Consider the following 24,692-nt stretch of genomic DNA (forward strand, 5'->3'; position numbering starts at 1 on the left):
GGCAGCACCCACCTACCCCGTTAAATGTCGACCGTCATCAGGATCAGCACTTCGTCGCCCTGGTCGGCCTCGGAAACCGACAGTGTTACGTTGAACGCCATGGGCCCCAATCCCGGAAACTCCCGGTTCACAGAACAGCTGGTCGACCGGCATTTACCCGACACCAACTCCTTATAGCCCTTGGTGATGCATGGCATGCTCCACACGCCGTCCATCAACGTCATTAACGACACGTTTTCAGTGTCTGACCGTGACACGGCAAAACGTTCACAGAAGGCCTGATTGGCAAATTTGACGAGCCACTCAGACCCCAGTACCAAAAGCGGCTGAGCCAATGACGATAGAATTCGCTTCATCCTGCTCTCGGACCGCTGCTCAACCTTCATGGCATCAATATCGACAAAAGTACAGATCAAGCCGTCAATCACATTGTTCTGGGTCCGGTAGGGCAGCAACTTCATCAGGTACCAGTGACCGTCCTTAGTCTGAACCTCTTTTTCCGCACCTTGTAGTGTATTCAAGACCGCTTTTGCATCTCTAACAAGGTCGCCATACAAAAGGTGCGTTGCCAGGTCATGAATCGGCCGACCTTCATCGGACTCTCGAATCGCAATGATCTCCTGGGTCTTATCCGTAAACCGCTTGATATGTAACCGGTTATCCAGATACAGAATCGCCATGTTGGTGCTGTTCAGCAGGTTCTGCATATCGTCATTGGCCTGCGACAGATTATCCACCTTGCCTTGCAACTCCGAATTAACCGTGCTGAGCTCCTCATACAACGACTGTGTTTCCTCTTTGGACGTCTCGAGCTCTTCATTGCTGCTCTGCAGCTCTTCATTCGTGGACTGTAGTTCTTCGTTGCTGGACTTGAGCTCTTCATTGGATATTTCCAATGCCTCCACCAACGCCTGGTAGGAACTCCGGGCCCTTTCCAGCTCGGTTTCCATCTGCAACCGGTGATCCGTTGCAGCGGGCTGAAGAACGCTTGTTTTCGCGCCTTTGCCAGGTATGGGTTCCTGCACTTGCAGTGTCACCAGGAACAAGCCCCGCAATGCCTCTGGCAACAGCAGCTTTTCCAGGGAAACCATCACTACGCCGGACTCCTGGCCTATGTCAATTTCCACCGACCGGCTGATTGACTGCCCTTCATGGGACGCCGCCCACCGCAACATGGGTGACAGTTCCAGCGGTAGGTCTCCGCGCCCCATCTCGAAGACGTTGTACCGTGGACGGCCCTCGGCCGGCTCTAAAAACATCCCGGCCTTGGCGTGCAGGTAATGGACATCGCCACGTTCGTTGATGAGCAAAGCACTGGGCGCAAAACGCTGGGCCAACAACTTGACCACCACCTGACTGAAGCTGGTCGTTGTTCTTGAATGAGCGCTGTCTCGGGTCCGGGTCTCCAGCAGATACTGTGACGAATACGGTTGTACCGCCTGGGCCAGGGTCGGCAGCCTTGCAGAGGCAGCATTCTCGTTTCGGGAATAAACCTTCCACTTGGTGTTGACCGGTGTGAACAGTTCGGTGTGTCCATTGATCGACTCTGAGGGACCCAGCAACAGCAGACCCTGCTGTCTCAACGACATAAAAAAACGGGATAGCAACTGGTCCTGCAGGTCTTGCTTAAGATAAATCAATAAGTTACGACAAGAGACGATATCGACGTGGGTGAACGGCGGGTCCTTGATCACATTATGGGGCGCAAATATGATTTTCTCTCGTACATGCTTGTGTATGACAAAGGCGTTCTGGGTATACGTAAAGTACCGGTATAAATAATCACTGGGGATATCACTCTTCACCCCATCCGGGTACTCGCCCTTGCGAGCGATATCGATAGCCGCTTCATCCAGGTCGGTCGCAAAAATCTGCAAAGGCACCTGAATGCCCAGACGATCCATACAGTCCATCAGCAGTATGGCAATGGTGTAGGCTTCCTCACCGGTCGCGCACCCGGGCACCCATACTCTCAAGCCTTCCTTGTTCGAAAACTGTTTGATCAGGTCCTGAAACACTTTCTTGCGACAGGCTTCCCACAGCGGCGGGTCCCGGAAAAAACTTGTAACCCGGATAAGCAGGTCCTTAAACAGCTGATCGATCTCAACTTCATCGCTTTCCAGTAAAGCGATGTAATCGGAGGCGCCGGTCACACCATGCAGGGCCATTCTGCGACCGATCCTTCGTAAAAAGGTGTTCTCTTTGTAAGAGGAAAAATCATTGCCCGTTCGGCTGCGCAATAACGCACAAATCTTATCGAGGGCCCAGACTGGTATATCAAGCCGCTTATCCCGCTCATCGTTGTACAGCATGGCGCGTTGTTGCAGGAACAATCCCAACTTCGTCGCCAACTCATCGGGTGGCTTTACGTAATCCACCAACCCCGTCGCGATCGCGGTCGACGGCATGCCGTCAAATTCTGCCGTGGTTGGCTCTTGCGCCATGATCGTGCCATTTTCAGCCTTGATCGCCTGCAGACCCAGCGTGCCGTCACTGCCCGATCCCGACAGGATTAAACCCACCGCCTTGTCGGTGAGTTCCTGGGCCACCTGACGAAATACATAGTCAACAGGATGGTAAATAGTATTGATTGCACTTTTACCTTTCGTCTTTTCGGTCGTTGTTTTCTGATAACTTTTCAGTGTTAAGCGGCCCGATTTAAGGCCTACAAGCCATTCGCCCGACGGATTGGTGTAAATACAGTTCGGTTCCAGCGCCATACCGTCGGCCGCTTCGACACACCGAAGTTCCGAATACCGTGCCAGCAGCTCCGGCAGCAAACTGGGGTGGTCGCCTTTGTGGTGGGTAACAACGATAAAAGCGCAGCCAGGCTCAGCAACCAGGCTTTGAAAGAATTGCCTGAGCGCTTCGAGGCCACCCGCCGAAGCCCCTATCGCAATGACCGGAAAAGACAACTGCGAGGGATCCGAGTCTGGTTTCGTCTGGTCGATAATCATAGAGCTATCGGTAACTGCATCATATTTAACGGCCTATTAGCGTGCATTGTGCGCTGATATGGGGGTGATATCTAATATAGCACCTTAGAAAGGTCGGCATTGGCAACCTTTGCCTACTGATCTGGGACAAGTTCCCTCAACGTTAGGGCTAACTCCTATAGCGGGTTCCTACCGTGCCCGATATCAAACCCTTTATTTCGCACTTACACTCTGTAGACCGAGTTCAATACTATTCCTCATGATCGCGGCCTAATCCTGAAATGGAACTTTGCCTGTCCAGAGCCACTTGGAGGGCATGAACGACGTTGGAGACAAGGATGCAACACGCAAAAGCGGACGAGACACTCGCGCCACGGCACATTAAATACCTGGCCTGGAACGTGCTCGAGTCGATGGATGAAAGCTTGGTTGTGACCAATCAGGACGGCTATATTTCATACCTGAACCACGCCGCCGAAAAACTGCTTGAGACCACCTTTACCCGTGCGTTCGGTCATCGCATAGATGCCCTTCTGCACCCGTCCCCCCTCGGACGGTCAGGCATGAGAGACCATGCGGCACTCAGGGCTGTGTCGAAAGAATTTAACCCGGAGTCACTCAACGGACTGTGCAACATTGGTCTGCGTCATGGCACTCAGTGCGTGAACATTAATAAGACCGAGGTCACCGATTCCGGGTCCGGCAAGCTGGGTTTTGTGTTTGTTCTGCGGTCGCTGCCCACCACCTCGAACATGGTCAAACCGCCGTCTGTCCATGACAGCCACTGCATGACAGCGACACCGGAATATTTCCACGAAAAACTGCGCCGCAGCGTCAGCATGTCGACGAGCCGGAAACACCCCCAGAACCTGTTATTCCTGCACCTGGACTCGCTGTATGACGATGAGTTTGACCGCCGAGGGAGTGCCAGGACACAATTTCCCGCTGATAAAGTGGTCGACATCATTAAACCGCAACTGCCCAAAAACAGCATATTCTGCCAGCTACGGGAGCGGGACCTTGTCCTGCTGTTGCGGGATACAAAGACCTCCCATGCCACCTATATCGCACTCGATCTGATCAATACCGTCCGACAGCACTTTCAGGCAGCGGACAATCCGCATCAGATTGGCCTGTCCGTTGGCATATTTGCACTGTCGACCCCCCTGCCCAGTATTGATACCGACTTGCTGATTCAAGCCGCCGAATATGTCTGCAATGAGGCCCGCAGCCTGGGGGACAATGCTCTTCAGATCTACGAGCATCGCCGGGGTGATTCCGTAAAACATTCCGACGTTGGCCATTACAGGTCAAGAGGATTGCCAGGATGATGGAAAAGACCATTAGCGCCCGCAAGCTGTTCACACCCAATCGCCTGCAGTCTTACCGGTCTGCGCTGGGGTTTATGATTGTGGATCTGCTGCCGCTGGATAAGACCAGAAGTCGAACCACGTCCGGACCGGAGCCAAACGGGCATGACGATATCGCCTCGCAGACGTCGTACCAACGGACGCTGTACGCCATTACCGGCAGTTATTTTGAACGCACGGAAGCGATTGCGATGTATCGGCGAATTCGGAATCACCGGCGCACGCTCAAAAACAAACTGCGACGGGACGTTGGCTTTGCGGTGGCGGCCCTCGACTACCTTGAGAATATCGTATCGCTGACCAAGGACCCGGTTATTTTTGTGGATCAGCAATTTCTGCAGTCACTGGTTGCCAAGTCCAGCATGGATAGCATGACAAAAATTTATAATCACCAGACGGTGATCGCCATACTGGAAAAAGAGCTGGCGCTTTCAAGCCGACAGGGTAAGCAACTGACGCTGCTGATGGCAGACCTGGACGACTTCAAGCACGTCAATGACCGGCACGGCCACCAGCATGGAGACCGTGTGATAGAAACGGTGGGACAGGTACTCAGAGCCAATCTTCGGTCGATGGACATTGCAGGCCGTTACGGCGGTGAGGAATTTATCGTGGTGTTGCCAGACACCAGTATGGACGCCGCCATTGAAATTGCCGACCGCATCCGGATGCACATCAAGCAATCCTTTACCGACAGCACCTGCACCACCATGAGCATTGGCCTGGCGAATTTCCCCAGCCAGGCCACCGACACCCAGGCACTGATCAAAGCCGCCGACCAGGCTCTATACCTGGCAAAACGGTCCGGCAAAAACAAGATCGTCTGCTACCCGAGTGAAAGCGACAGCCGCTACTTTTGAGCATTGATGGAACAGGACCACGGCCCCCTGAATCATCCTTCCCTGTTGAACCCTAACCCCGACCCTCAGGTACCGCCTTCTCGGCGGGTGCGGTGTTAACGGGGGATATTACGAGCGCCTGTAACGTGAGTTAGCCCCTGCTGGCCATCGCCGGGTATCCTGAAATGCCTGATCTAGGCTATCGTAGGCACCATGGGCAAACAGCAGACACTACGAAAACAGTTGCAGCACCAATTGGGCACTGCCAGATCCTATGAGCAATGGCTGGTCGCCGCCGAAGCCATCGACGAACTGGACGGGATGCTGCTGTGGCGGGAGCAGCCCGACACCCAGCTGCTTCATGAGCCACTGATTCGCGAACATCTGGAGACGATGCGGCACTGCCGTCGGCGCGGCGACACCCTCGGGCTCACCCGGGTTCTCCAGGAAAGCCTGTACCGCCACCAGGGCGAGCTGGCGAACCCGGATTTGTACGCCGTCGCCCTGACCGGCACCAAGCAGGTTGTGACCGAGTTTCTGGATGAAGTCGAATGCTCAATGCGGTTTATCTGCGACCAGCCGATGCCCGGGGTGTCCCCGGAACACAAGCTGAACCTGTTTCGAAAAGCCGAGCAGGTTTATGGCCGCCCTGCCCTGATGCTGAGCGGAGGCGCGGCATTCGGTGTCTACCATCTGGGGGTGACCCGGGCGCTCTGGCAGCAGGACTTGCTGCCGGATGTCATTGCCGGCGCCAGCATGGGTGCCATTGTCGCGGGGGCGATATGCTGTCGCAACGACGCTGAACTGGCCGATTTTTTCCAACACCCGAACCAGATCGACCGGCAAGCGTTTCAATGGCTCAGGCCAGACCGCATCTGGCGTCAGGGATACGCCATGGACCAGGCGCAATTACAACGCCATATTCGCGCCAACCTGGGCAGCCGCAGTTTCAAGGAAGCCTATCAACACAGCGGGCGCATGCTGAACATCTCGGTCTCGCCCACCCGTACCCGGCAAAAACCCCGGTTGCTCAACGAACTGGCGTCACCGGACGTGCTGGTGGAATCCGCCGTACTGGCCTCCTGCGCGGTTCCCGGCATTTACCCTCCGGTTACTCTGCAAGCTCGGGATTTCACCCGGGGCAACACGGCCGAAGCCCCCTACATGCCCACGGAAAGCTGGATTGATGGCAGTGTGCACGGCGATTTGCCGCTGATGCGGATGGCGCGGCTACACAACGTCAACAAAACCATTGTCAGTCAGGCCAACCCACACGTACTGCCGTTTCTCAGCCCGCCTCAAAAGCGGGGCGCCAAGGCTTCCCTTAAACAGGCCGCCGTGTCACTGATGCGGGGGCAACTGGCGACGACCCTCAAGCTGACGCCAGAGTCAGGCCCTTCTTCCATCCTGCGCCCTTTCCTGGAGCAGGCTCATGCCATGGCGAGCCAGTCCTACCTGGGTGACATCAACATCTATTTTCCGATGCGGCCCATGCTCTACCGAAAGGTGCTCGCCAACCCGACGCCGGAAGACATCGACATGTACATCCACCTGGGGGAACAGGCCACCTGGCCCAAACTCGCGATGATCCGGGACCAGACCCGCATCAATCGTGCCTTCACAGACTGTATCAGGCACCTGAAACTGCAAGCCGGGGTGGACCGGAACACCGTCTGACGCAGGCAATTTTGAGGTGCAACGAGCGCGCCCAGGTCAACCCCTAGCCCACGTTCACCGCCAGGATCTCGCCACGGTTGCTGCGTTTCTGGGCAATCACTTTATCCACACACTGGCTGTCGTCCCGCAATATCACCACGCACTCCAAGCACTGGATGCATTCGTCGTAATCGATACGGCCATCGGTTCGAATGGCGTTGATTTCACAGCGCCGCTTGCACAACTGGCAAGGCGAGCCACACAACTTCACCCGCTCCAGCCAGCTGAACAGACGTAGCCGGCCCAATACTGCCAGACCGGCACCCAGCGGGCACAGGTAACGGCAAAAGAATTTGTGCACGAACATGCTCGCCACCAGCAGCCCGACCGCGTACAGCACAAACGGCCAGTAGCGCCAGAAGAACAGGGTGATGCTGGTTTTGAAGGGTTCCACCTCGGCCAGTTGCTCGGCCAGGGTCAACGAATAGAACGAGGTGCCCACCAGCCCCAACAAGATCAGGTATTTCAGGCTGATTAACCGCCGATGCCATGCCTCCGGCACCCGACGTTGTTTGATGTTGAGTTTTTTGGCCAGCCACGAAGCCATTTCCTGCAGGGCACCGAACGGGCACAACCAGCCACAGAAAAGGCCACGCCCCCATATGAACAGCGATACAAAGGTATACAGCCAGAGGATGAAAATGACCGGGTCCAGAAGGAACACCGCGATATCAAACCCGTCCCAGAGCGACAGCAGGACCGTGAATATGTTCACCACCGAGAGTTGGCCCTGGGCGTAGAAGCCGATAAAGAAGACGGTAAAGAACAGGAACCCCCAGCGAAAGCGATGCACCCGCTTCGGGTAGCGGCTGAAATAGGCCTGGCGGGAGAAAAACACGGTCAGGACGACCAGACTGATCACCAGCATGGTAATCTGCAGCCAGCGGTCCAGCCACAAGCCGATCCAGGCCGGTTGCCGGTATTGTTCCTTGGGCGGCGCCACCAACTCAAACATGTCCTGGGGCAGCGCCAGCGGGCTGCGCAACGACAACCGGTCCACCACCAAATGGTTTCTCGGCAACGCCAGGCTCAGCACCAGTTGGGCGTCTGCGCCGGGATTAAAACCACCACTGCCGCCCATTTTGAACAAGTGAGCTTTGGCAAAGTCCGGCACCCCCCCCGCGATCAGCCGGGTGTCGGCGTCCAGCCGGTTCATGTCCCGCAACTCCACCACCAGATCGCTCTGCTCCAGCAACAACTCGCCCGGCACGGTACCGGGTCGGAAGTCGTCAGGCACATGGGTGAACAGGCCTCGCGACATCACCGCCAGCATCTGCTCGCCCTTCTTCATGTTGGACACCAGTCGTTCATAGCTGGCGTCCCCCAGCAGGTTGCGCCCTACAATCGGGGCACTGGCGTAGGCGTAGTAAATATCGGTAAAGGCCTCTTCCGGACCGGGCTCCGGCACCGCCGGGTAACGATCGAGGCCGTTGCCAATCAGCGCTTCGGCCTCGGTCACCGATACCCGCCAGTGCCCGACGTAGCCCTGATCCAGCATTTGCTGCCAGGTCAAAGGCTGGTAAAAGTCGGGCTTTGGCCGTGCCGCCGGGGCCTGGGCGAAGGCCTCCAGCTTATTGCGTGCGACCTTCAGCGCCGATGACAGCACGCTGTCATTGATGATGATGACCGATATGGTGGCGGAGGTAACCCCGTCGAAATACACCACGCCGCCGTCGCCGCCACTATCAGTGCCGGCTTTTTTGCTATTCACTACTATGTGCTCGGTGAGCGAGCGGCCCGCGTACTGACCGACAAACTCAAACAACGGCTCCTCGCCCAGGCCGTGCAGGAAAACCGGCTCATGATGGTCGAGCACGTGCACACCGGCAAAATGGCCGTCTGCATCAATGCCGATCATCAGGTTGATAGGTCTGCCGGAGTATCCGGTCAGATCGCTGATATCGCTGGATTCGTAGGCGTAACCAAGCAATTGGTTGAGCTGGTAAACGGGGTAGACGGGGTAGTCGGACAGTTTGTCTTCGATCCGCGTCGCCTTGGGGAACAGTTGCTGAATCAGCGCCTGATGGTGTTCGTTGATGTCCGCGTGCACCGGTGGCAACCACAAAATAGCCATCAGTAGAGCGAGGAAAACAGCGTTTGCGGACACCACATTCATAGCGCGGGCACCTGGAATTCAAGTTTGCCTTCCAGTCTCACTGCATGACTGGGGGGGGCTCAACGCTACTTACGAGCCAAATACCCCCTACCCTGGTACTAGTCGAGCGCTTTGGCGCTGCTAAACCACCCTGACCAACTCGCCCTTGTCGCAGCCGAGCCGGCCGGTCTCGACGATCTGGCGGCGAATGCCCGGTACCGGGCGAATCATGAACAAATCGCCGTTACGACCGACCAGTGTTTTCGGCACACCGCAGGCCTTGGCAATCCCGGCGTGGGTGCTCATGTGGATTGCCTCCCCGTGGACGGGGATGGCCAGGCCCGGGCGAACCCAACCGTACATGGCGCGTAATTCATCCGCCGCCGGATGCCCGGAGGCGTGAATGGGCAGATCGGCAGACTCGGCCGTCACCACTTCGACACCCAAGGCTTTGAGGCGGTCGATCAGGGCAGCGATATCGTCTTCATTGCCGGGAATGGCGCGGGCACTGAAGATGACCCGGTCACCCGCCTCCAGCTCCACGTCCGGATGCGTGCCCGCCGCCAACCGTCGTAAGGCTGTGCGCGGCTCGCCCTGACTGCCGGTTGCCACCGCCAGCACTTCGTGGCGCGGTAAATAACCCAGATGAGACGGGCTGATCAGGTGATCGTCGGCATTCCACAACCCCGCCGCCTTGGCGGCGCCACTCATATTAATGAGGGACCGCCCCAGCAGGCCCATATAGCGCTGGGTGGCCCTGGCCACCATCGCCAGGGTGTGCAAGCGAGCAATGTTGCTGCCAAAACACGCCACGATGACCCGCCCGGACGCTGACGTCACCGCCTCCAGCAGGCCTTGCTGTAAATCGCTTTCCGAGGCGGAATGGCCGTCAACCGTGGCGTTGGTGGAGTCACACACCATGGCGGTCACGCCTTCGTCGGCCAGTGCCTTAAACGTTTCCGGGCAATAGCCGTGGCCAACCAGCGGCTGTGCGTCCAGCTTCCAGTCGCCACTGTGGAAAATGTGCCCGGCGGCGGTGCGAATCATCAGTGCATTCGGGTCGGGGATGGAGTGGGTCAACGCCAACCATTGCACATCGAAAGGCCCAATTTGGCGGCGCTGGTCAACCTCAACCACATGAATGGGCACCCGGTGCAGTAAGTCAAATTCGGCGAGCTTGCGCCGGAGGATTTCGGCGGTGAAGCGGCTGGTGTAGATCGGGCACTGCAACAGCGGCCACAAATACGGTACCGCGCCGATATGGTCTTCGTGGGCGTGGGTGATGATGAGCCCCGCCAGTTGGTCCCGCCGGTCCGCAATAAACGCCGGGTCGGCCATTTGCACCGGCGGTTCACGACGCTGGTGAACGCTGCCGTCGGCGGTCACCCGTCCCGGCTTGGGGAACGTGACGCCGCAGTCGACCATCAACCACTGGCCGTCATGGCCATAGAGATTGAGGTTCATACCGATCTCGCCGGTACCGCCAAGCGGGAGAAACCAGAGATCGTGTTGGTCAGGCGTCATGATCGTCCTTGAAGTTACGATTGTGGATGCAGTTGGCCACCGTAGCGTGTTTCAGATGGCCCTGTCGCCCGCACTACTTCAAATGACGGCCGCCGTCGAGTGCGATGGTGTGGCCAGTCAGATAGGAATTATCGAGCAGAAACTGCAACGTCTCGACGGCCACACCCGTGCCCGGCTCGACCTCCAGCAGGGACTTTTTCAGGGTTTTGGCGCGATAATCGCCATCGTCGTGGTCATTGAACAGAATCAGCGACGGCGCCACGCTGTTGACCTTCACCCTGGGCGCCAGCAACCGGGCAAACGACAGTGTCAGGTTTGCCATGCCGGCTTTGCTGGCCGCGTAGGCGATGTGTTTGGCACTGCCTTTATCGACCACGTAGTCGGTCATGTGGATGATGTCCCGTGGCCCCTCGCCGGCTTCCAGCAATGACCGGCACCGCAGGTTGATCAGGTAAGGCGCTGTCGTATGCACCTGCAGCATGGTCTGGATGACATGCTCCGGCGTCATCTCCCGCGATTCCGGCAACCAGTCGGAGGCGTTGTGGATGATCGCCCGCAGACTCCCGGTCGTCGCCGTCAGCCGGTCCAGAAAGTCAGCCACCCCGTCGTTGGTGGCAAAATCGGCGTGCAGGCACACCGCTCCGTTGCGCTCCAGTTCATCAATGGCGGTTTTACGCCGACGATACGTCACGATGATCGGTTGCTGATGGTCGAGACAATGCTGCGCAAACGCCAGACCAATACGCTGGCCGGCACCGGTAATGAGGATGGGGGCTGTCACGGACTTACTCCTTGGTTTTCAAAGCGGATACTCATGCGAGACACAGCAATGGGCGTGCGGCTGAGCCAACGTGTTCTTCAATCTCGATCCCCCGACGGCTCACACAGGCGGTCGATCACAGCCCTCAGGCGGATGCGACCGATAATGCCCGGCCCAGATCCCCAAAATACGCACCGAAGGCTGCGTTGGTCCGTTGCCGTTGCTCGGCCTGAGGGTACAGCCCAAGCCCGGCGTCCTCAGACGCCACCGTGCCGTTGACCAGAAACGCATTTTTAATCTCCGCATCCTGCACAAAGGCTTCAAAAGCGCGAGCGCAGAGCTCTTCCGGCTGGCTGTAATAAACGGTACCCAGCGTTTTATCACGCTTGACCGAATGCCTGAAACACTCGCTTGGCCCGGTCCCATCCGCGCTCAGCATGACCGCCTGATAGCACTGCGCCAGCTTGTTATTCAGACGGTGGCTGATCATGGACGTCTCGCCCAACCATGCCTTGGAGCCAAAACGACTGGCACTGACCCCGGAAAATGCCTTGTCGCCTATGTAATGATCAAAGGCGTGAAACCATTCGTGGGCGATACTGCCGGGCCCGGCATTCTTGGCCAACGCAAAGGTTCGGGTCGCGGGCGTGTAATGCGCCGCAACACCGAGCTGGCCACCGATGCCATAGTGCAATGCGAGTGTACCGCGTAACGAAACCAATGCTTCCGGCCCTTTCAGAATTGCCATCAGGTCACACAACGCATCGTAGAACAATCCCGCAGCCCGCTGTTTTTCAGGCTCGGTAACCCACCGGCCGAGGGCGACGGAGCGAAAATTGAACCGTCGCCGGATGTCCAGAAACGACACCTCATGAGCCTGTCGGTGCTGGGGCCCCCGGCGGTGGAAGCGTTTCATTGGCGTGGCACGCTGCTCAGTCATTCCGGCTAAAGCATCCTGTTTTGTTACCGTTCGTGTGTATGAGACCCCTCGCTTCACCCTGACCTGCCAGACTTTTGTCTCACTGCCATAGCATTGCACGATGCTCGACCTGCAGACTGTGACAACATACGCTGTCGGCCACCGACCGATCACTCCAACCCTTCGAAATGCGAGGCCGACGGGCGCCCTGAACGTTTCTGACTTACGACTTTAGACGCACGTTTTTTACCCTCGACATGCGCTCAAAGCTTTACACACCAAGGCTTCCGTAACCTTTCGGTTTCAATTCTCTACAATCCCCGAGACCGACCGGTGATATTGTTACCGATACTTATTAATTTGGCGAACAAGGGATGCCTTGGGTGTTTGAGCTTCATTTGCCGACTTTGTTTCTCCTGACCATCGGGATCAATGCGCTCCTCGGTGGGTTGTTGGCTGCTATTTATTATCACCGCCAAAAGCAATTGTGCTTCCTGTACTGGGCCGTTTCCTGTGGCCTGTTTGCACTGGGCACTGCCGCCGCCGGAGCATCGGTATTGATCGCAATGCCCTGGCTTACCCTGGTGCTGGCGGACATTCTACTGGTGGCGTCACCGCTGCTGATGATTATCGGGATCCGGCATTTTCTGCAGCAACCGTTGACCGGGGCGGGGCCTGTAAGCCTCGCACTGACGATTGCGGCATTTATCGGCACCCTGCTTGTCTGGCATTCAGACCCCTACACCACTCGGGCGTTAACCGCCCTGATGACGGCGATTCTGTTTACTGTTGCGGCCACCATCCTGCATTCGATTAAGCTGTCTCCGGGCATCCCGATCAAGCTACTGCGCTCGTTTTTTTCTGTTCACGCTGCGCTGATGGCCATTCAAGTGGTGGTCATGGCCTGGCCCGACACGCTGCCCGACACCGTACGCATCCTTGAGGCAATCCTGATCAGCCATATTTTGTTGGCGACCTGCACGGCATTAACACTGCCTCTCTTGGTTTCGGTGCAGACAGAACAAGCGTTAAAAGCATTGTCCGAGCGCGATGAACTCACGCAACTGTTCAATCGTCGAGCCTTGTTTCACAAAGCGACTGACTGCTTTATGGATGCCGTTAAACGCAACATACCGCTGACGGTGTTGATGATCGACATCGACCATTTCAAGCGGGTGAATGATCGGTGGGGCCATGCCACCGGCGACATGGCACTGCGCTTTGTGGGTGAGTTTCTGCGCCTGGAGCTCCGGGATGAAGACATCATCGGGCGCATCGGTGGCGAGGAATTTACGGCGGTACTGCCCAACACCTCAAGGTCCCAAGGGCAACTGATCGCCCAGCGTTTGTGTGAGCAATTGGCGCAGTCCGGCCATAAAATTGGTGGCCAGCCCCTCGGCTTGTCCATCAGTGTCGGGGTAGCCCACAGAAACACTCGGCACAGCGAGTTCAAATCCATCCTTACCGACGCCGATGCCGCGCTTTATGTGGCCAAAAACAATGGCCGCAACGCGATCTCCATCAGCGATTCTGAATTGCCTGCCGACACCGCCCTGTCGATGGCCAAACCGGCCAACTCGCAGAAAATGCCAAGCTGAAGCATACCCCACGCCATACTCGGTCCACACCGACAGACCGGCGCGTCAAGCCTGACTGGGTGCTCGATGACACGCCCCATTAAAACCATCACAGTTACCTAAAAATCTAACCGGTACAGCACAGACCAAACACCCTCTGTACTGGTCAAATATCAGACAACCTGAATCTGTTTCGCCACGCCGATTGCGCGCATCATTGCTCAAACACTGACCAGCAACACAAACGCACAGGAGGCTACCATGACAACGCTGACTCAACGACACACCCTCGCATTGCAACCGACCATCCCAACAGGCCAAAGACTGTTTATGCTTCCGGCGCTGTGGTTCAAACGGTCCGCAGAGCGCCAGCAATTACGGCGCGACATCGGCTGGGATCCGGTCCGGATCCAGCAACTGGAGGCGGACATCGGGCTCGCATCTGGAACCCTTGAAGCCGAAATGAGCAAACGATTCTGGCAAGCATGATGCCGGCCTCGCCAACGCTACCACCCTCAACCCGCCTTCAGGTAGTCACCACGGCACTGCAGATTACCTGAAGGCAACCGGCCTCACACCGCACCTCAAGCGGCGTCTCACCCATAATCTCGCCATCCGCAGTAACCGTTTTGGGCCGCCGGGTCTTGATGTCGCAGCGCACCCCTTTGAGATGAACAAGGGTCTCGCTTGTTTTAGGTGTTCGCCCCAATAGCCGCGTTAGCAGGAAAGCCAGCAACAGATGCGGAATTGGCCTCGGCCGAACCGCCACCACGTCCAGTTGCCCATCGTTGGCTGTGGCCTGGGGAATGAAATGACCGCCACCATAGAATGCGCCCGTGGCAACGCCTATGGTTAACCAGCGCCCCTTTACCCACGCTTGCTGGCAGCGGATCGCGGCCCGGAAGCCGCGATAAGCCCGATACTGGCCGAGCAGAACCCGAGCATAGCCCAATCGGCCCCAACGTTGCTTGAGCTCACTGGTGGCTTCCCGCACGGGCCACGTGCCCATGCCGATATGGCAGACATTGAGGTACATCTGACCGTTAGCCCACGCCACATCCACCGGCCTTGTATGACCTTCGGCGATCAGGTCGCACAGCGCTTGCGGGTCCTCCGGCAGCGCCAGGTTGCGGGCAAAATCGTTTGCCGTCCCGGATGGCAATACCCCGAGGATGCCGCCCGTGGACAGACAGATGGCCGCCGTTTTATTGACCGTGCCATCACCCCCGGCCGCCAGTAACCAATCCCCGGCCTTCACCGAGTTCACCCAGGCGGTATCGTTCAGGTCACAGACCGACGGTTCAGCCAAGCCAGCCGCGGCCAGAAACGGACACCAAAATGTTTCGCCCCGGTCGCCACTGCCTGCTTGCGGATTTGCAATCAACCAGATCGTCATAGGCTACGAACTCCTTTCGTTGCGGCACGGCTCCCACCGACGCGATGCCGCCCGCGCAGCTATCCGGCCGCAGGGTCAAGCGACGACAGGGCCACTCGCAGTCGATCCAGCGCGCTCATTAACACTGCCCTGGGCGCACCAATATTCATGCGCATAAAGCCACTGCCACCCGTGCCGAAGGTGACACCTGCGCTCAGGCCTATTTTCGCCTGTTTTATAAAAAAGGTCTTCAGGGCTTCGTCAGTGAGCCCCAGCTCCCGGCAATCCAACCACAACAGGTAAGTCCCTTCCGGCTCTACCAGGCGTATACCCGGCAACTGCCCGGCAACATAGTCGCGGACGAAATCACGGTTGGCCGCGACATAGCCGAGCAGTTGCTCAAGCCATTCGGACCCGTGGCGGTATGCCGCTTCAAACGCGGCAATGCTAAAGGGATTGCACTGAATCATGTGCAGGCGATTGAACACGGCTTTAAGCGCCGCACGATGGGTCGGGTCTGGCACGATCAGGCTGGAGAGTCCCAACCCGGGCACATTGAACGTCTTACTCGGTGCCACAGCAGTAATCAACTGATCCGCCTCGGTTGCCAGGGTTGCGAGCATAGTGTGAGGTGCCTGATCGGGGTACACCAGATCACAATGAATCTCATCGGACACCACCACGAGCTGGTATCGCCGGGCAATGGCCAACACCGCCTGCAATTCCTCGCGCTGCCAGACCCGGCCCACCGGATTATGGGGCGAGCACAGGAACAGCATTTTTGCGCCGTCCCGGGCACAGGCCTCCAGATGTTCCAGGTCCATCTCATAGCGGCCATCCCGCAACCGCAGCGGATTTTCGATCAGTCGCCGGCCGGTCAGCTCAACAGATGAGAAAAACGGGGCGTACACCGGTGGCTGCACAATGATGCCATCACCAGGGGCTGCAAACGCCAGAGCCGCAACGTGCAAGGAGGGCACCACGCCCGGCGCCATGACGATGGATGATCGTTCAACCAGGCAGTCAAAGCGCGTGGAATACCACTGGATCAAGGCATCGTAAAGGCTTTCCGGATACAGGGTGTAGCCATATATCGGGTGCCTGGCACGTTCGATCAGCGCGTCCGTCACGGCCTCCGGGGCCGGAAAATCCATGTCCGCCACCCACAGGGGTGTTACGTCGTCCGCCCCGAATACCGCCCGGCGAGCGTCATATTTGACTGCCTGGGTGTGTGCTCGGGAAACAATGCGGTCAAAATCCACCATCAAAACCTCCTTTCAGGCAGGGTCAAAACCCTGGTTTGCGAACGCTCACAGCACCGACGGCCCCAGCAAACGCCAAATTCGTTACCTGCCCCCGAATCTATTAACGCTTACCCGGAATGGTCACTAAAATACTAACCAGCGGCTGTCAGGTGATTTCAATCACCTGACGCGGCACTCGAAGCGCCAAACACATTGAGAGACCCACAATACGCCTGCGTGACGAACACGTCAGCGCGATGGAACTTATTGAATGCCGATGTCTGCACTGATTGACTGGCATAGTCGCATTCTGGACTGCTGTATACTGGTCGAACTGCGATCAGACGTCGATAACAGGGCACGCGACCGGTTGCTGACTGGCATTATACTGTACGGCTCACTGAGCTGTGCCGCCATGGCATGAATTCGATAAGCCAGTCAGGGCTGGTTGCCGGGCATCGTTGTAGTGATGGTTGCGCTGCCGTTACTGATGGCCTGCTTTGTTGTGTTGCGAAACACCGGGAAGGTCCAGTTGACCGGCGACTTGTTCATCGCCGTCGCCGTTGGCCTGGTGCTCGCCACTGCCGTGACCGATCAGGGCCTGTTCTCACGCGTCCTGGTCTGGTTTGTCACCCTGCCACTGCTGGCCAATTTTATTGGTTATCGGCTGCGGGTCTTCCAGGTGATTGGCATTCTGGCGTCGGGACTCGTGGGGCTGTTGGTCAGTCATTACCTGGGCTGGCTGACACCTCTCGACGCCGAGGGAGAGATGGCAGGCCGGATGATGGCCACCATCGGTGCCATGGTGTTTACCGGGGCCATTGCCTACCAATATGAAGACTCCCGGTTGTTGGCGGAGAGTGCGCGCGCCCGGTTGGAAATGGAGCGTCGCAACTGGATGTCGATTGTCAGCCATGAACTTCGCACACCGCTGACCGCAATTCACGGGGCACTGTCGCTCCTGGACGGCGGTGCCATTGAATTGGGAGGCAAACAGTCGGGCGCTATCGTCGCGATGGCGCGCAAAAATACCCAACGACTGATCGACCTGACCAACGCCGTGCTTGACGTGGAAAAACTCGAGCACGGGCCGTGCCATTGAAACTGGCTCCCCTGAATCTGGCAACAGTGGTCAACGAAGCCTGCGGCAACCAGCACTATTCCGCCATCGAGAAAGACATTGTTATTGCAACTGCGATCGTCGAGCGCGCCTGGATTACCGCAGACTACGATCAACTAATACAGGTATTTCAGAACCTGCTGTCCAATGCCATCAAGTTCAGCCCCAGGGACTCCGTGATTCGGGTGAACCTGAGTGAAACCGACCGTGGTTTCCGTGTCGATATCATCGATCAGGGTCCGGGTATTTCGGCGGAGTTTGCCGGCCAGATTTTTGAGCGGTTTGCCCAGCCGGATACCTCCACAGGTCGCACCTACGGTGGCACGGGACTGGGACTGCACTTGTCCCGGTCCATTATCGTCAAGCTGGGTGGCCGTCTGGCGTACCGCAATGAGGAAACCGGCTGCCGGTTTTACGTCGAGCTACCCGGTACCGGAGACAACGTCACTCCTTGAATTCGGCTTTGTCCAGCCCGTGCTTTTTCATCTTGTCGTACAGGGTTTTGCGGGCCAGGCCCAACTGCAACATGGTGTCCTTGATACTGCCCTGGCAGACATTGAGCGCACTGACAATCGCCGAGCGTTCAAAACTGTCCATCATTTCAACCAAGGTCTGGCGGCCCGCAATGTCGGGTGCCATGGCGCCCGGATTTTCGGCCAGCGCCATCGGACCCAGCAACACATAGCGCTCGGCCAGGTTACGCAACTCCCGGACATTACCGGGCCAGTTGTGCTGCATCAGTTGCGCCGCCTGGCTCGCATCCAGCGGCACGCTCTCCCGGTCATACCGTGCGGCCGCAATCAGTACGAAGTGGTGAAACAGCAACGGCACATCGTCTTTACGCTCCCGCAGCGGTGGAATATCCACCTGCACCACATTGAGACGGTAATACAGGTCGGCCCGAAACTCGCCCGCATCGCTGAGCTTTTTCAGATCGGCCTTGGTCGCGGCGATTACCCGCACATCGACGTCAATCGAAGCATTGCTGCCCAGCCGCTCGACCTTTAATTCTTCCAAGACCCGAAGCAGCTTGACCTGCAACGGCAGTGGCATGCTTTCCACCTCGTCCAGGAAGAGCGTGCCCCGATGGGCGTGTTCAAATTTGCCGACCCGCCGTTTATCGGCGCCGGTGAAAGCACCGGACTCATGACCGAACAATTCGCTCTCGATCAGGTTTTCAGGCACCGCACCGCAATTGATCGCAACAAAGTTGTGGGTGCTGCGCTGACTGTTCTCATGGATATACCGTGCAATCGCGTCTTTGCCCGCACCGGTTTCGCCACGTAACAGTATATTGGCAGAGGTGTTGAGCAGCGGCGTGATGGTGGACAACACCCGCTGCATACCCGGCGAATCGCCCAACAACCGGGGCCCCGGCCGCGCCAACAGCTTTAACTGGGCCTTCAGGCGTCGGTTTTCGAGCGCCAGCTGGCGTTTTTCCAGCGCCCGTTTGAGCAGCTCGATCAACTCGTCATGGTCAAACGGTTTTTCGATGAAATCGTAAGCGCCCTGCTGCATGGCGGTCACTGCCGTGCTGATATCACCCTGTCCGGTGAGGATGATCACCGGGATGGCATCGTCCAGCGTCCGAACCGCCTGCAGTACCTCAAGCCCGTTCATGCCAGGCATGTTGAAGTCACACAAGACCACGCCGGCGAACTCTGCCGACAGTTTTGCCAACCCGCTCTGGCCGTCCGCCACGCACTCGACCGCCAGTTCCTCCAGCGCCATGGTTTGCGCCATGACCTGACGAATATCGGGATCGTCATCAATGAATACGATGGCCGGTGTGGTCATTCGGCTACTCCCCGCTTGGTTAGCGTTAAAACAAATTCAGCACCCGGGCCATCCACCCGGTTATTGCCGGTCAGACGCCCGCCCAGTGCATCGACTATCTGGCGCGAAATGGACAACCCGAGCCCCAGGCCCTGCTTCATTGATTTGGTAGTGAAAAACGGCTCGAAGATCTGCTCGGTGTTGGCCGGCAGACCAGACCCATTGTCCCGCACCCGGCAATGCCACTCGGTCTCGTCCCCCACGATTTCAATGCTGATCCGGGCAGAGTCCACCTGTTCCACCGCCTGCATGGCATTGGCGATCAGGTTGACCACCACCTGCTCGATGCGGATCAGGTCGCCATGACACATCACTGGCTCTGGCGGCCGTTGCCAGTCAATGTCAACGCCGTCGCTGTTGTCCTGGGCGGTGATGATTTTCAGTGCAGCATCCACCGAGGTGCGCAGATCAACAGACGCTGGCGGCCCTTCCGACTTGCGGGCAAAGACCTTGAACTGTCGGGTCAGCTCGGCCATTTTCGTGCACAACAGGGTTATCTCCGCGAGGTTCGAGTCCACCATCTCGTGATTGCCCCGGGTCAAAAATTGCCGGCTGTTCCGGGCATAGCCCTGAATCGCCGTCAGGGGCTGATTCATCTCGTGGTTCAAGCCCGCCGACATCTGCCCCAGCACCGCGAGCTTGGCGGCCTGTATCAGTTCCTGCTGGGTTTCCTTGAGGCCTTTTTCCGCGATTTTGCGCTGCCGCACTTCTTCCAGCAACTGCCGGTTGGAGGCTTCCAGGTCCGCCGTCCGCTCGGTTACCCGGCGCTCCAGCTGTTCACCGCGCTGCGCCAGTTCGGCTTCCCTCCGGTAGCGCTCACGCAGGTACAGCCAGGTCAGAAACCCGCCCAAAAACAGCAGCAATCCCGCCACCATCGATTCGACCCGGGTCCACAACACCGACCGGGTACCAATCATCACCTGCAGACTCCAATCCAGTTGAGGCAAAGGAGTATGAACGCTGAGGTATTCCCGGGACACATCACCGTCCGTAATCCGGATGCGCTCTGAGTCACCGGCCATCCCCATTGGCTGCCCCAGTTTCACGATCTTCATCGGCGCCAGAGAACGGTCGGGATAACGCTGCTGAATTTTGGCAAAGTTCCGGGCCTGATGGTCTGCCGGCTCAAAATTACGATACAACCAGTCAGGACGGCTGGCCAGGAAACTGATCCCATCCCCATCCAGCACGACCATTTCGGCATCGTTATAGACCGCGGGGCGTTGCCATTGCGACTCAAGTTCATTGACCTGGACCTTGACCGCGATAACACCAAGGCGCTCACCGGCGTCGGTCATGATCGGGTGCGAGAAATACAGGCCACGCAAATCGGACTGAATACCCAGGGCAAAATAGAGCGACGCGCGCCCCGAGGCCATGGCCTGGTAGAAGTAGGGACGGAAGTCGTAGTTGCGACCGATAAAACTGCTTTCGAGGTCGTAATTGCTGGCGGCGATTGTCAGTCCGGTACGGTCCATAAGGTACACATCCGAGCTACCGACAATGGCTGCCATGCGCTTCATTTCTTTGTTGGCCTGCAGGATCAGACCGGCGTTTGCGGGCGATTCCAGGGTGGCCTGCAGCAATGGATGCTGGGCCATCAATTCCGGTATCGGCTGGTATCGTTTGAGCTCGTTGGCCACCAGTTGGCTGTAGCGGAAGGACTCCTCCCGGCTTTCACGCTCGACCGTCCGGTAGCCCAACCAGGCACCCAATTGCCAGGACAGAATCCCGGTAAGCACAAACAGAATGGCGGCCCAAAATCGATAAGTCATGCTGGATCGTTCATGGAAGACAGACGTCAGGTTAGCCATTGCGACACCTTTGGACAACCTGCAATGGCTGCAGGTTGTCCGCTGAGCAAATTATGGCTGAGTCGCGGTCTGCGGGCCGCCAGTCTGTTTCTGCAGGAAGAACACCAGCGCGGCCATACCAATACCGGCCACGTCCGTCATCAGGCCACCTTCGATCATCAACAACGCCGCCGCTAACAGCAGCAGGCGTGCGATCACACCGGCCGGCCGGTTGAGGAACCAGGCCTGGACCGCAGCCGACAGCAGGTACACACCGGCGGTCGCCGTCACCAATGCGCGGGCGATTTCCACCACACTGGCGTCCATCAGCAACGCGCTGTTATAGAAGAACATGAATGGCACGATGAACGCCGCCAGCCCGATTCGGAACGAAGCCACCGAGGTTTCCATGGCGTTTGCCCCGGATATCCCGGCGGCGGCATAGGACGCCAGCGCCACCGGCGGCGTAATCGCCGACACCACCGCGAAGTAGAACACAAAGAAGTGCGCGGTCAGCGGCTCGATCCCCAGTTGCACCAAGCCCGGCGCCACCACCGAGGCGGCCACCGCGTAGGCGGCCGTGGTCGGCATGCCCATCCCCAACAAGATGGAAATGAACATGGCGAAGATCAGCGCCAGCAACTGGCTGGTCTCAGCCACACCCAGCAGCAGCGAGGAGAAACGCGCACCGACACCCGTCAGCGAAATAACCCCGACGATGACACCGGCGCAGGCGCACACCACGATGATCTGGACCGACATATGGCTGGCCAGGTCGAGGGCCCGCAGAATCGCCCGAATGCCCATTTTATTGGGTGACAGCCAACTGACCACCGCCGCCGACACCGTCGCCAAGGTACCGGCCCGGATCACCGAATAACCCATAAACAGAGCCACAATCAGGATGATGATCGGGATAAACAGGTACACCTGCTTGAGCAGCAGCTTTATCGACGGCAGCTCGTCCTTGCGCATGCCCCGCATGCCGGTACGAGCGGCTTCAAAATCCACCATGAAGTAGACCGAGGCAAAGTACAGGATGGCGGGAATAATCGCCGCAATGGCAATCTCGGTATAAGGAATACCGGTAATTTCGGCCATGATGAACGCACCGGCTCCCATGATCGGAGGCATAATCTGGCCCCCGGTTGACGCCGCCGCTTCGACCGCACCGGCAGAACGGGCCTTATACCCCACCTTTTTCATCAGCGGGATGGTCAGCGAGCCGGTGGATACCACGTTGCCAGCGCTGGTGCCGTTGATCATACCCATCAGGCCCGATGCGAAGATCGACACCTTGGCCGGTCCGCCGCGGGAGCGACCGGCGACAGCAAAGGCAAAGTTGACAAAATAGTCGCCCACTTTTGAGGCCTGCAGGAACGCCGCAAAAATAATGAACAGAATAATGTACGTCGACGATACCGCGGTGGTAGGTCCCAACACGCCGGCATCGGTATAAACCTGGCTGAAAAACCGCTGGACCGACAGGCCCGGATAACCGAGAAAGCCCGGCAGATAGGGTCCGGCAAACACATAAACCAGAAAAACCAGCGCAATAATAACAAGCGCCAGACCGGTGAGCCGGCGAGTCATTTCCATGATCAATCCGACCCCGGCGATGGCCGCGAAGGATATGCCGACCGGCGCAAACGAGGTGCCGGTACTCATGCGCAGAGGCGAGTTGTAGACCACCAGCAAATACGCGGCGGTGGCCACGGAACACACGATCAGGACCAGGTCGGGCAAGCTGAATACCGACCGCTCACGCTGATGAAACCAGCTGGTGACAATGCCCAGGCCCGTGGCGACTAACAGAGGCCAGCCAAAGTGCCAGGTTTCGGTATCCACCGGAATTCGCAGCGCGCCTTCCTGCATGGTTTGATACATAAACACGGTTTGAACCAGCGCGTAGATGGCCGGTATCAGGAGAATTATGGCCGCCACGGACGTTAACCGATGGACAGACGATACTTGCCGGGTATTCGAGAAGCGGGCACCTGAAAACAGGATGTAGCCCAGGATCAACGCCCCACAGACGTGAACGATGCGAAACGACCAGGTTTCCAGTGGCGCCACGTTCAACGTGTACAAGTGAAACGACGAATACGCAATCGACAGCAGTGCGACAAATCGAAGCAGCCCGGACGTGTACAGCCGGCGATTGGCCTCAACCGGTTCGTCATCCACCCCCTGAACCACCACGGCCTCAACGTGAGGAGACGCTGGTTCTAATTCAGACTCTTTTTCATTTTTTTCAATGGTCATGATTCACCCAAACCCACTAGCATGCGGCCAGCGACCCGCTGACGGTAATCCGGAAACAGGGAACCCGGAAGCTCCCTGCCTTATCAGTCAATAAAAGCCGTTAAGCAGTGCCCGTAACGGACACTGCCGAGCGGTTACTTGATCAGGCTGGCATCAATCGGATAGCCGTTCTCGTTGAACCAACGGGCTGCGCCTGGGTGGAAAGGGATAAAGGTATTCTTGGTGTAGTTCTCCGGTACGGTGGTACGGGCCGCCTTATGGATCGACATCATCTTGTCGTTGTTTTCCATGGTCAGCTTGGTGACTTCGTAGACGAAGCTCTCCGGCAGATCACAGTTTGCAATGGAGAAGTTCCACATGGAAACCGCGCGGGCATCGGTATCCAACGAGCTGTAGGTACCTTTGGGAATGGTGAACTCAGACACCGGGAAAGCAGCGGTGATCTTGTTCATTTCATCTTCGGTAAACTCGATGATGTTCACGTCCGCCTGGACTTCGAGCTGACTGACCGCCGGAATCGGAATACCCGCCGCAAACGCCACAACATCAATCAGGCCGTCTTGAAGCTGACCACCCAGGTCCGACCAGCTGCCATTGCGACGTTCAAACTTTACGCCCAGGGTTTCCATCATGCGAGGAAAGTAAGTGTCCGAGGTGGAGCCGGCTGGACCGAAACCAATGCTGGCACCGTCGGGAATGTCCGCAATCGTGTTGATGCCGGAACTGGACAGTGCGGTCACCGAGAACGGGGTCTGGTACATCGGGAACATGGCACAGACATTGTCCATTTGCATGCCTGGAGCCAGCGGGCTCTTGCCGTCCATGGATTCACGGGCGGGACCCATGGTGGTCAGGCCAAAACCAACGTCGCCGGTATGCACCAGCGCCATGTTCTGCATGGGGCCACCGGTGATTTCCGCACCGCCGGAGACGCCCAGGTTCTCTGCCACAAAGTTGGCCCACCCGGCGCCGTAGGCGAAGTAGGTTCCACCCTGGCTGGCGGTGCCAACGGTGAAGTTGGAGGGCCAGTCGGAACGATCCTGACCAATGGCCGCGCCGGAGGCGACGACAGAGGCAGCGAGTGTGGCCAGCGAGAGGGCACGTAGAGTGTTCATAGTTTGCTCCAGAATGATTGTCTTTATTGTCATGGGAACGAAGCCTTACCGACTTCCGTGCATTCCATGTTGTCTCTGCAATCACTGGGCCAACAAGCTCAGACCGTGCCATGGGTGGCTCTGAGATTTAAAGCACGGAATAAATGGGTGGGACTTGACCCATCATCACGGGGGCAATGGGTGAGATTTGACCATTCGGCCGCCGGGC

Annotated in this window: 18 protein-coding genes; 7 read left to right on the forward strand and 11 right to left on the reverse strand. The window is 57.7% G+C overall.

All coding sequences use genetic code 11. The features are described 5' to 3' along the window. Positions 1-20 precede the first annotated feature (20 nt). Complete coding sequence (locus GRX64_RS12390; protein ID WP_166267643.1) at positions 21-2,957, reverse strand: CheR family methyltransferase; 2,937 nt, start codon at positions 2,955-2,957, stop codon at positions 21-23. Positions 2,958-3,274: 317 nt separating this feature from the next. Between GRX64_RS12390 and GRX64_RS12395 the strand changes: the two genes are divergently transcribed. The 3 genes from GRX64_RS12395 to GRX64_RS12405 all read left to right on the forward strand — a co-directional run bounded on the left by GRX64_RS12395 (position 3,275) and on the right by GRX64_RS12405 (position 6,822). Continuing rightward, the gene (locus GRX64_RS12395; protein ID WP_166267645.1) at positions 3,275-4,267 is read left to right on the forward strand and encodes a diguanylate cyclase domain-containing protein; all 993 of its coding nucleotides are present in this window, start codon (positions 3,275-3,277) and stop codon (positions 4,265-4,267) included. Then, a complete protein-coding gene (locus GRX64_RS12400; RefSeq protein WP_166267647.1) occupies positions 4,264-5,166 on the forward strand; it encodes a GGDEF domain-containing protein in 903 nt (300 codons plus the stop codon). Before GRX64_RS12395 ends, GRX64_RS12400 begins: the two co-directional genes overlap by 4 nt. Positions 5,167-5,358: 192 nt before the next feature. Continuing rightward, a complete protein-coding gene (locus GRX64_RS12405; protein WP_166267649.1) occupies positions 5,359-6,822 on the forward strand; it encodes a patatin-like phospholipase family protein in 1,464 nt (487 codons plus the stop codon). A 43-nt stretch (positions 6,823-6,865) separates the two neighbouring features. Here the strand turns inward: GRX64_RS12405 and GRX64_RS12410 are convergent, their stop codons facing one another. The 4 genes from GRX64_RS12410 to GRX64_RS12425 all read right to left on the reverse strand — a co-directional run bounded on the left by GRX64_RS12410 (position 6,866) and on the right by GRX64_RS12425 (position 12,180). Continuing rightward, a complete protein-coding gene (locus GRX64_RS12410; RefSeq protein WP_166267651.1) occupies positions 6,866-8,977 on the reverse strand; it encodes a NosR/NirI family protein in 2,112 nt (703 codons plus the stop codon). A gap of 120 nt (positions 8,978-9,097) precedes the next feature. Continuing rightward, positions 9,098-10,480, reverse strand: coding sequence for a ribonuclease J (locus GRX64_RS12415; protein WP_166267653.1), 1,383 nt, complete (start codon positions 10,478-10,480; stop codon positions 9,098-9,100). Between the two features lie 73 nt (positions 10,481-10,553). Beyond that, entirely contained in the window at positions 10,554-11,261 is a 708-nt protein-coding gene (gene folM / locus GRX64_RS12420) for a dihydromonapterin reductase (protein ID WP_166267655.1), read from the reverse strand. 124 nt (positions 11,262-11,385) lie between these two features. Next, the gene (locus GRX64_RS12425; RefSeq protein WP_235937661.1) at positions 11,386-12,180 is read right to left on the reverse strand and encodes a CLCA_X family protein; all 795 of its coding nucleotides are present in this window, start codon (positions 12,178-12,180) and stop codon (positions 11,386-11,388) included. A gap of 353 nt (positions 12,181-12,533) precedes the next feature. Here GRX64_RS12425 and GRX64_RS12430 point away from each other — a divergent pair, with 353 nt between their 5' ends. Then, positions 12,534-13,757, forward strand: coding sequence for a GGDEF domain-containing protein (locus GRX64_RS12430; RefSeq protein WP_166267657.1), 1,224 nt, complete (start codon positions 12,534-12,536; stop codon positions 13,755-13,757). A 240-nt stretch (positions 13,758-13,997) separates the two neighbouring features. Then, on the forward strand, positions 13,998-14,225 hold the full coding sequence (locus tag GRX64_RS12435; protein ID WP_166267659.1) for a hypothetical protein: 228 nt from the start codon (positions 13,998-14,000) through the stop codon (positions 14,223-14,225). A 37-nt stretch (positions 14,226-14,262) separates the two neighbouring features. Here GRX64_RS12435 and GRX64_RS12440 read toward each other — a convergent pair whose 3' ends face one another. After that, positions 14,263-15,132, reverse strand: coding sequence for a diacylglycerol/lipid kinase family protein (locus tag GRX64_RS12440; protein WP_166267661.1), 870 nt, complete (start codon positions 15,130-15,132; stop codon positions 14,263-14,265). A 59-nt stretch (positions 15,133-15,191) separates the two neighbouring features. Beyond that, complete coding sequence (locus GRX64_RS12445; protein ID WP_166267663.1) at positions 15,192-16,376, reverse strand: MalY/PatB family protein; 1,185 nt, start codon at positions 16,374-16,376, stop codon at positions 15,192-15,194. A 448-nt stretch (positions 16,377-16,824) separates the two neighbouring features. On the opposite strand from GRX64_RS12445, the gene GRX64_RS12450 reads away from it, so the two are divergent. Both GRX64_RS12450 and GRX64_RS12455 read left to right on the forward strand, forming a co-directional pair. Next, complete coding sequence (locus GRX64_RS12450; RefSeq protein WP_235937674.1) at positions 16,825-17,457, forward strand: histidine kinase dimerization/phospho-acceptor domain-containing protein; 633 nt, start codon at positions 16,825-16,827, stop codon at positions 17,455-17,457. After that, positions 17,448-17,930 (forward strand): sensor histidine kinase, encoded by a 483-nt coding sequence (locus GRX64_RS12455; protein ID WP_166267667.1) that lies wholly within the window; start codon positions 17,448-17,450, stop codon positions 17,928-17,930. Before GRX64_RS12450 ends, GRX64_RS12455 begins: the two co-directional genes overlap by 10 nt. On the opposite strand, the gene GRX64_RS12460 is transcribed toward GRX64_RS12455, so the two are convergent. The 4 genes from GRX64_RS12460 to GRX64_RS12475 all read right to left on the reverse strand — a co-directional run bounded on the left by GRX64_RS12460 (position 17,920) and on the right by GRX64_RS12475 (position 24,484). Next, positions 17,920-19,272 (reverse strand): sigma-54-dependent transcriptional regulator, encoded by a 1,353-nt coding sequence (locus GRX64_RS12460; RefSeq protein ID WP_166267669.1) that lies wholly within the window; start codon positions 19,270-19,272, stop codon positions 17,920-17,922. The two genes, GRX64_RS12455 and GRX64_RS12460, sit on opposite strands and share 11 nt — an antisense overlap. Then, positions 19,269-21,086, reverse strand: a complete 1,818-nt coding sequence (locus GRX64_RS12465) for a sensor histidine kinase (RefSeq protein ID WP_166267861.1) — start codon at positions 21,084-21,086, stop codon at positions 19,269-19,271. The genes GRX64_RS12460 and GRX64_RS12465 overlap by 4 nt, the downstream gene beginning before the upstream one ends. A 90-nt stretch (positions 21,087-21,176) precedes the next feature. After that, on the reverse strand, positions 21,177-23,369 hold the full coding sequence (locus GRX64_RS12470) for a TRAP transporter permease (protein WP_166267671.1): 2,193 nt from the start codon (positions 23,367-23,369) through the stop codon (positions 21,177-21,179). Positions 23,370-23,503: 134 nt separating this feature from the next. Beyond that, complete coding sequence (locus GRX64_RS12475; protein ID WP_166267673.1) at positions 23,504-24,484, reverse strand: TAXI family TRAP transporter solute-binding subunit; 981 nt, start codon at positions 24,482-24,484, stop codon at positions 23,504-23,506. Positions 24,485-24,692: the final 208 nt, after the last annotated feature.

This window comes from Marinobacter caseinilyticus (assembly GCF_011074955.1).
Taxonomy (GTDB): Bacteria; Pseudomonadota; Gammaproteobacteria; order Pseudomonadales; family Oleiphilaceae; genus Marinobacter; species Marinobacter caseinilyticus.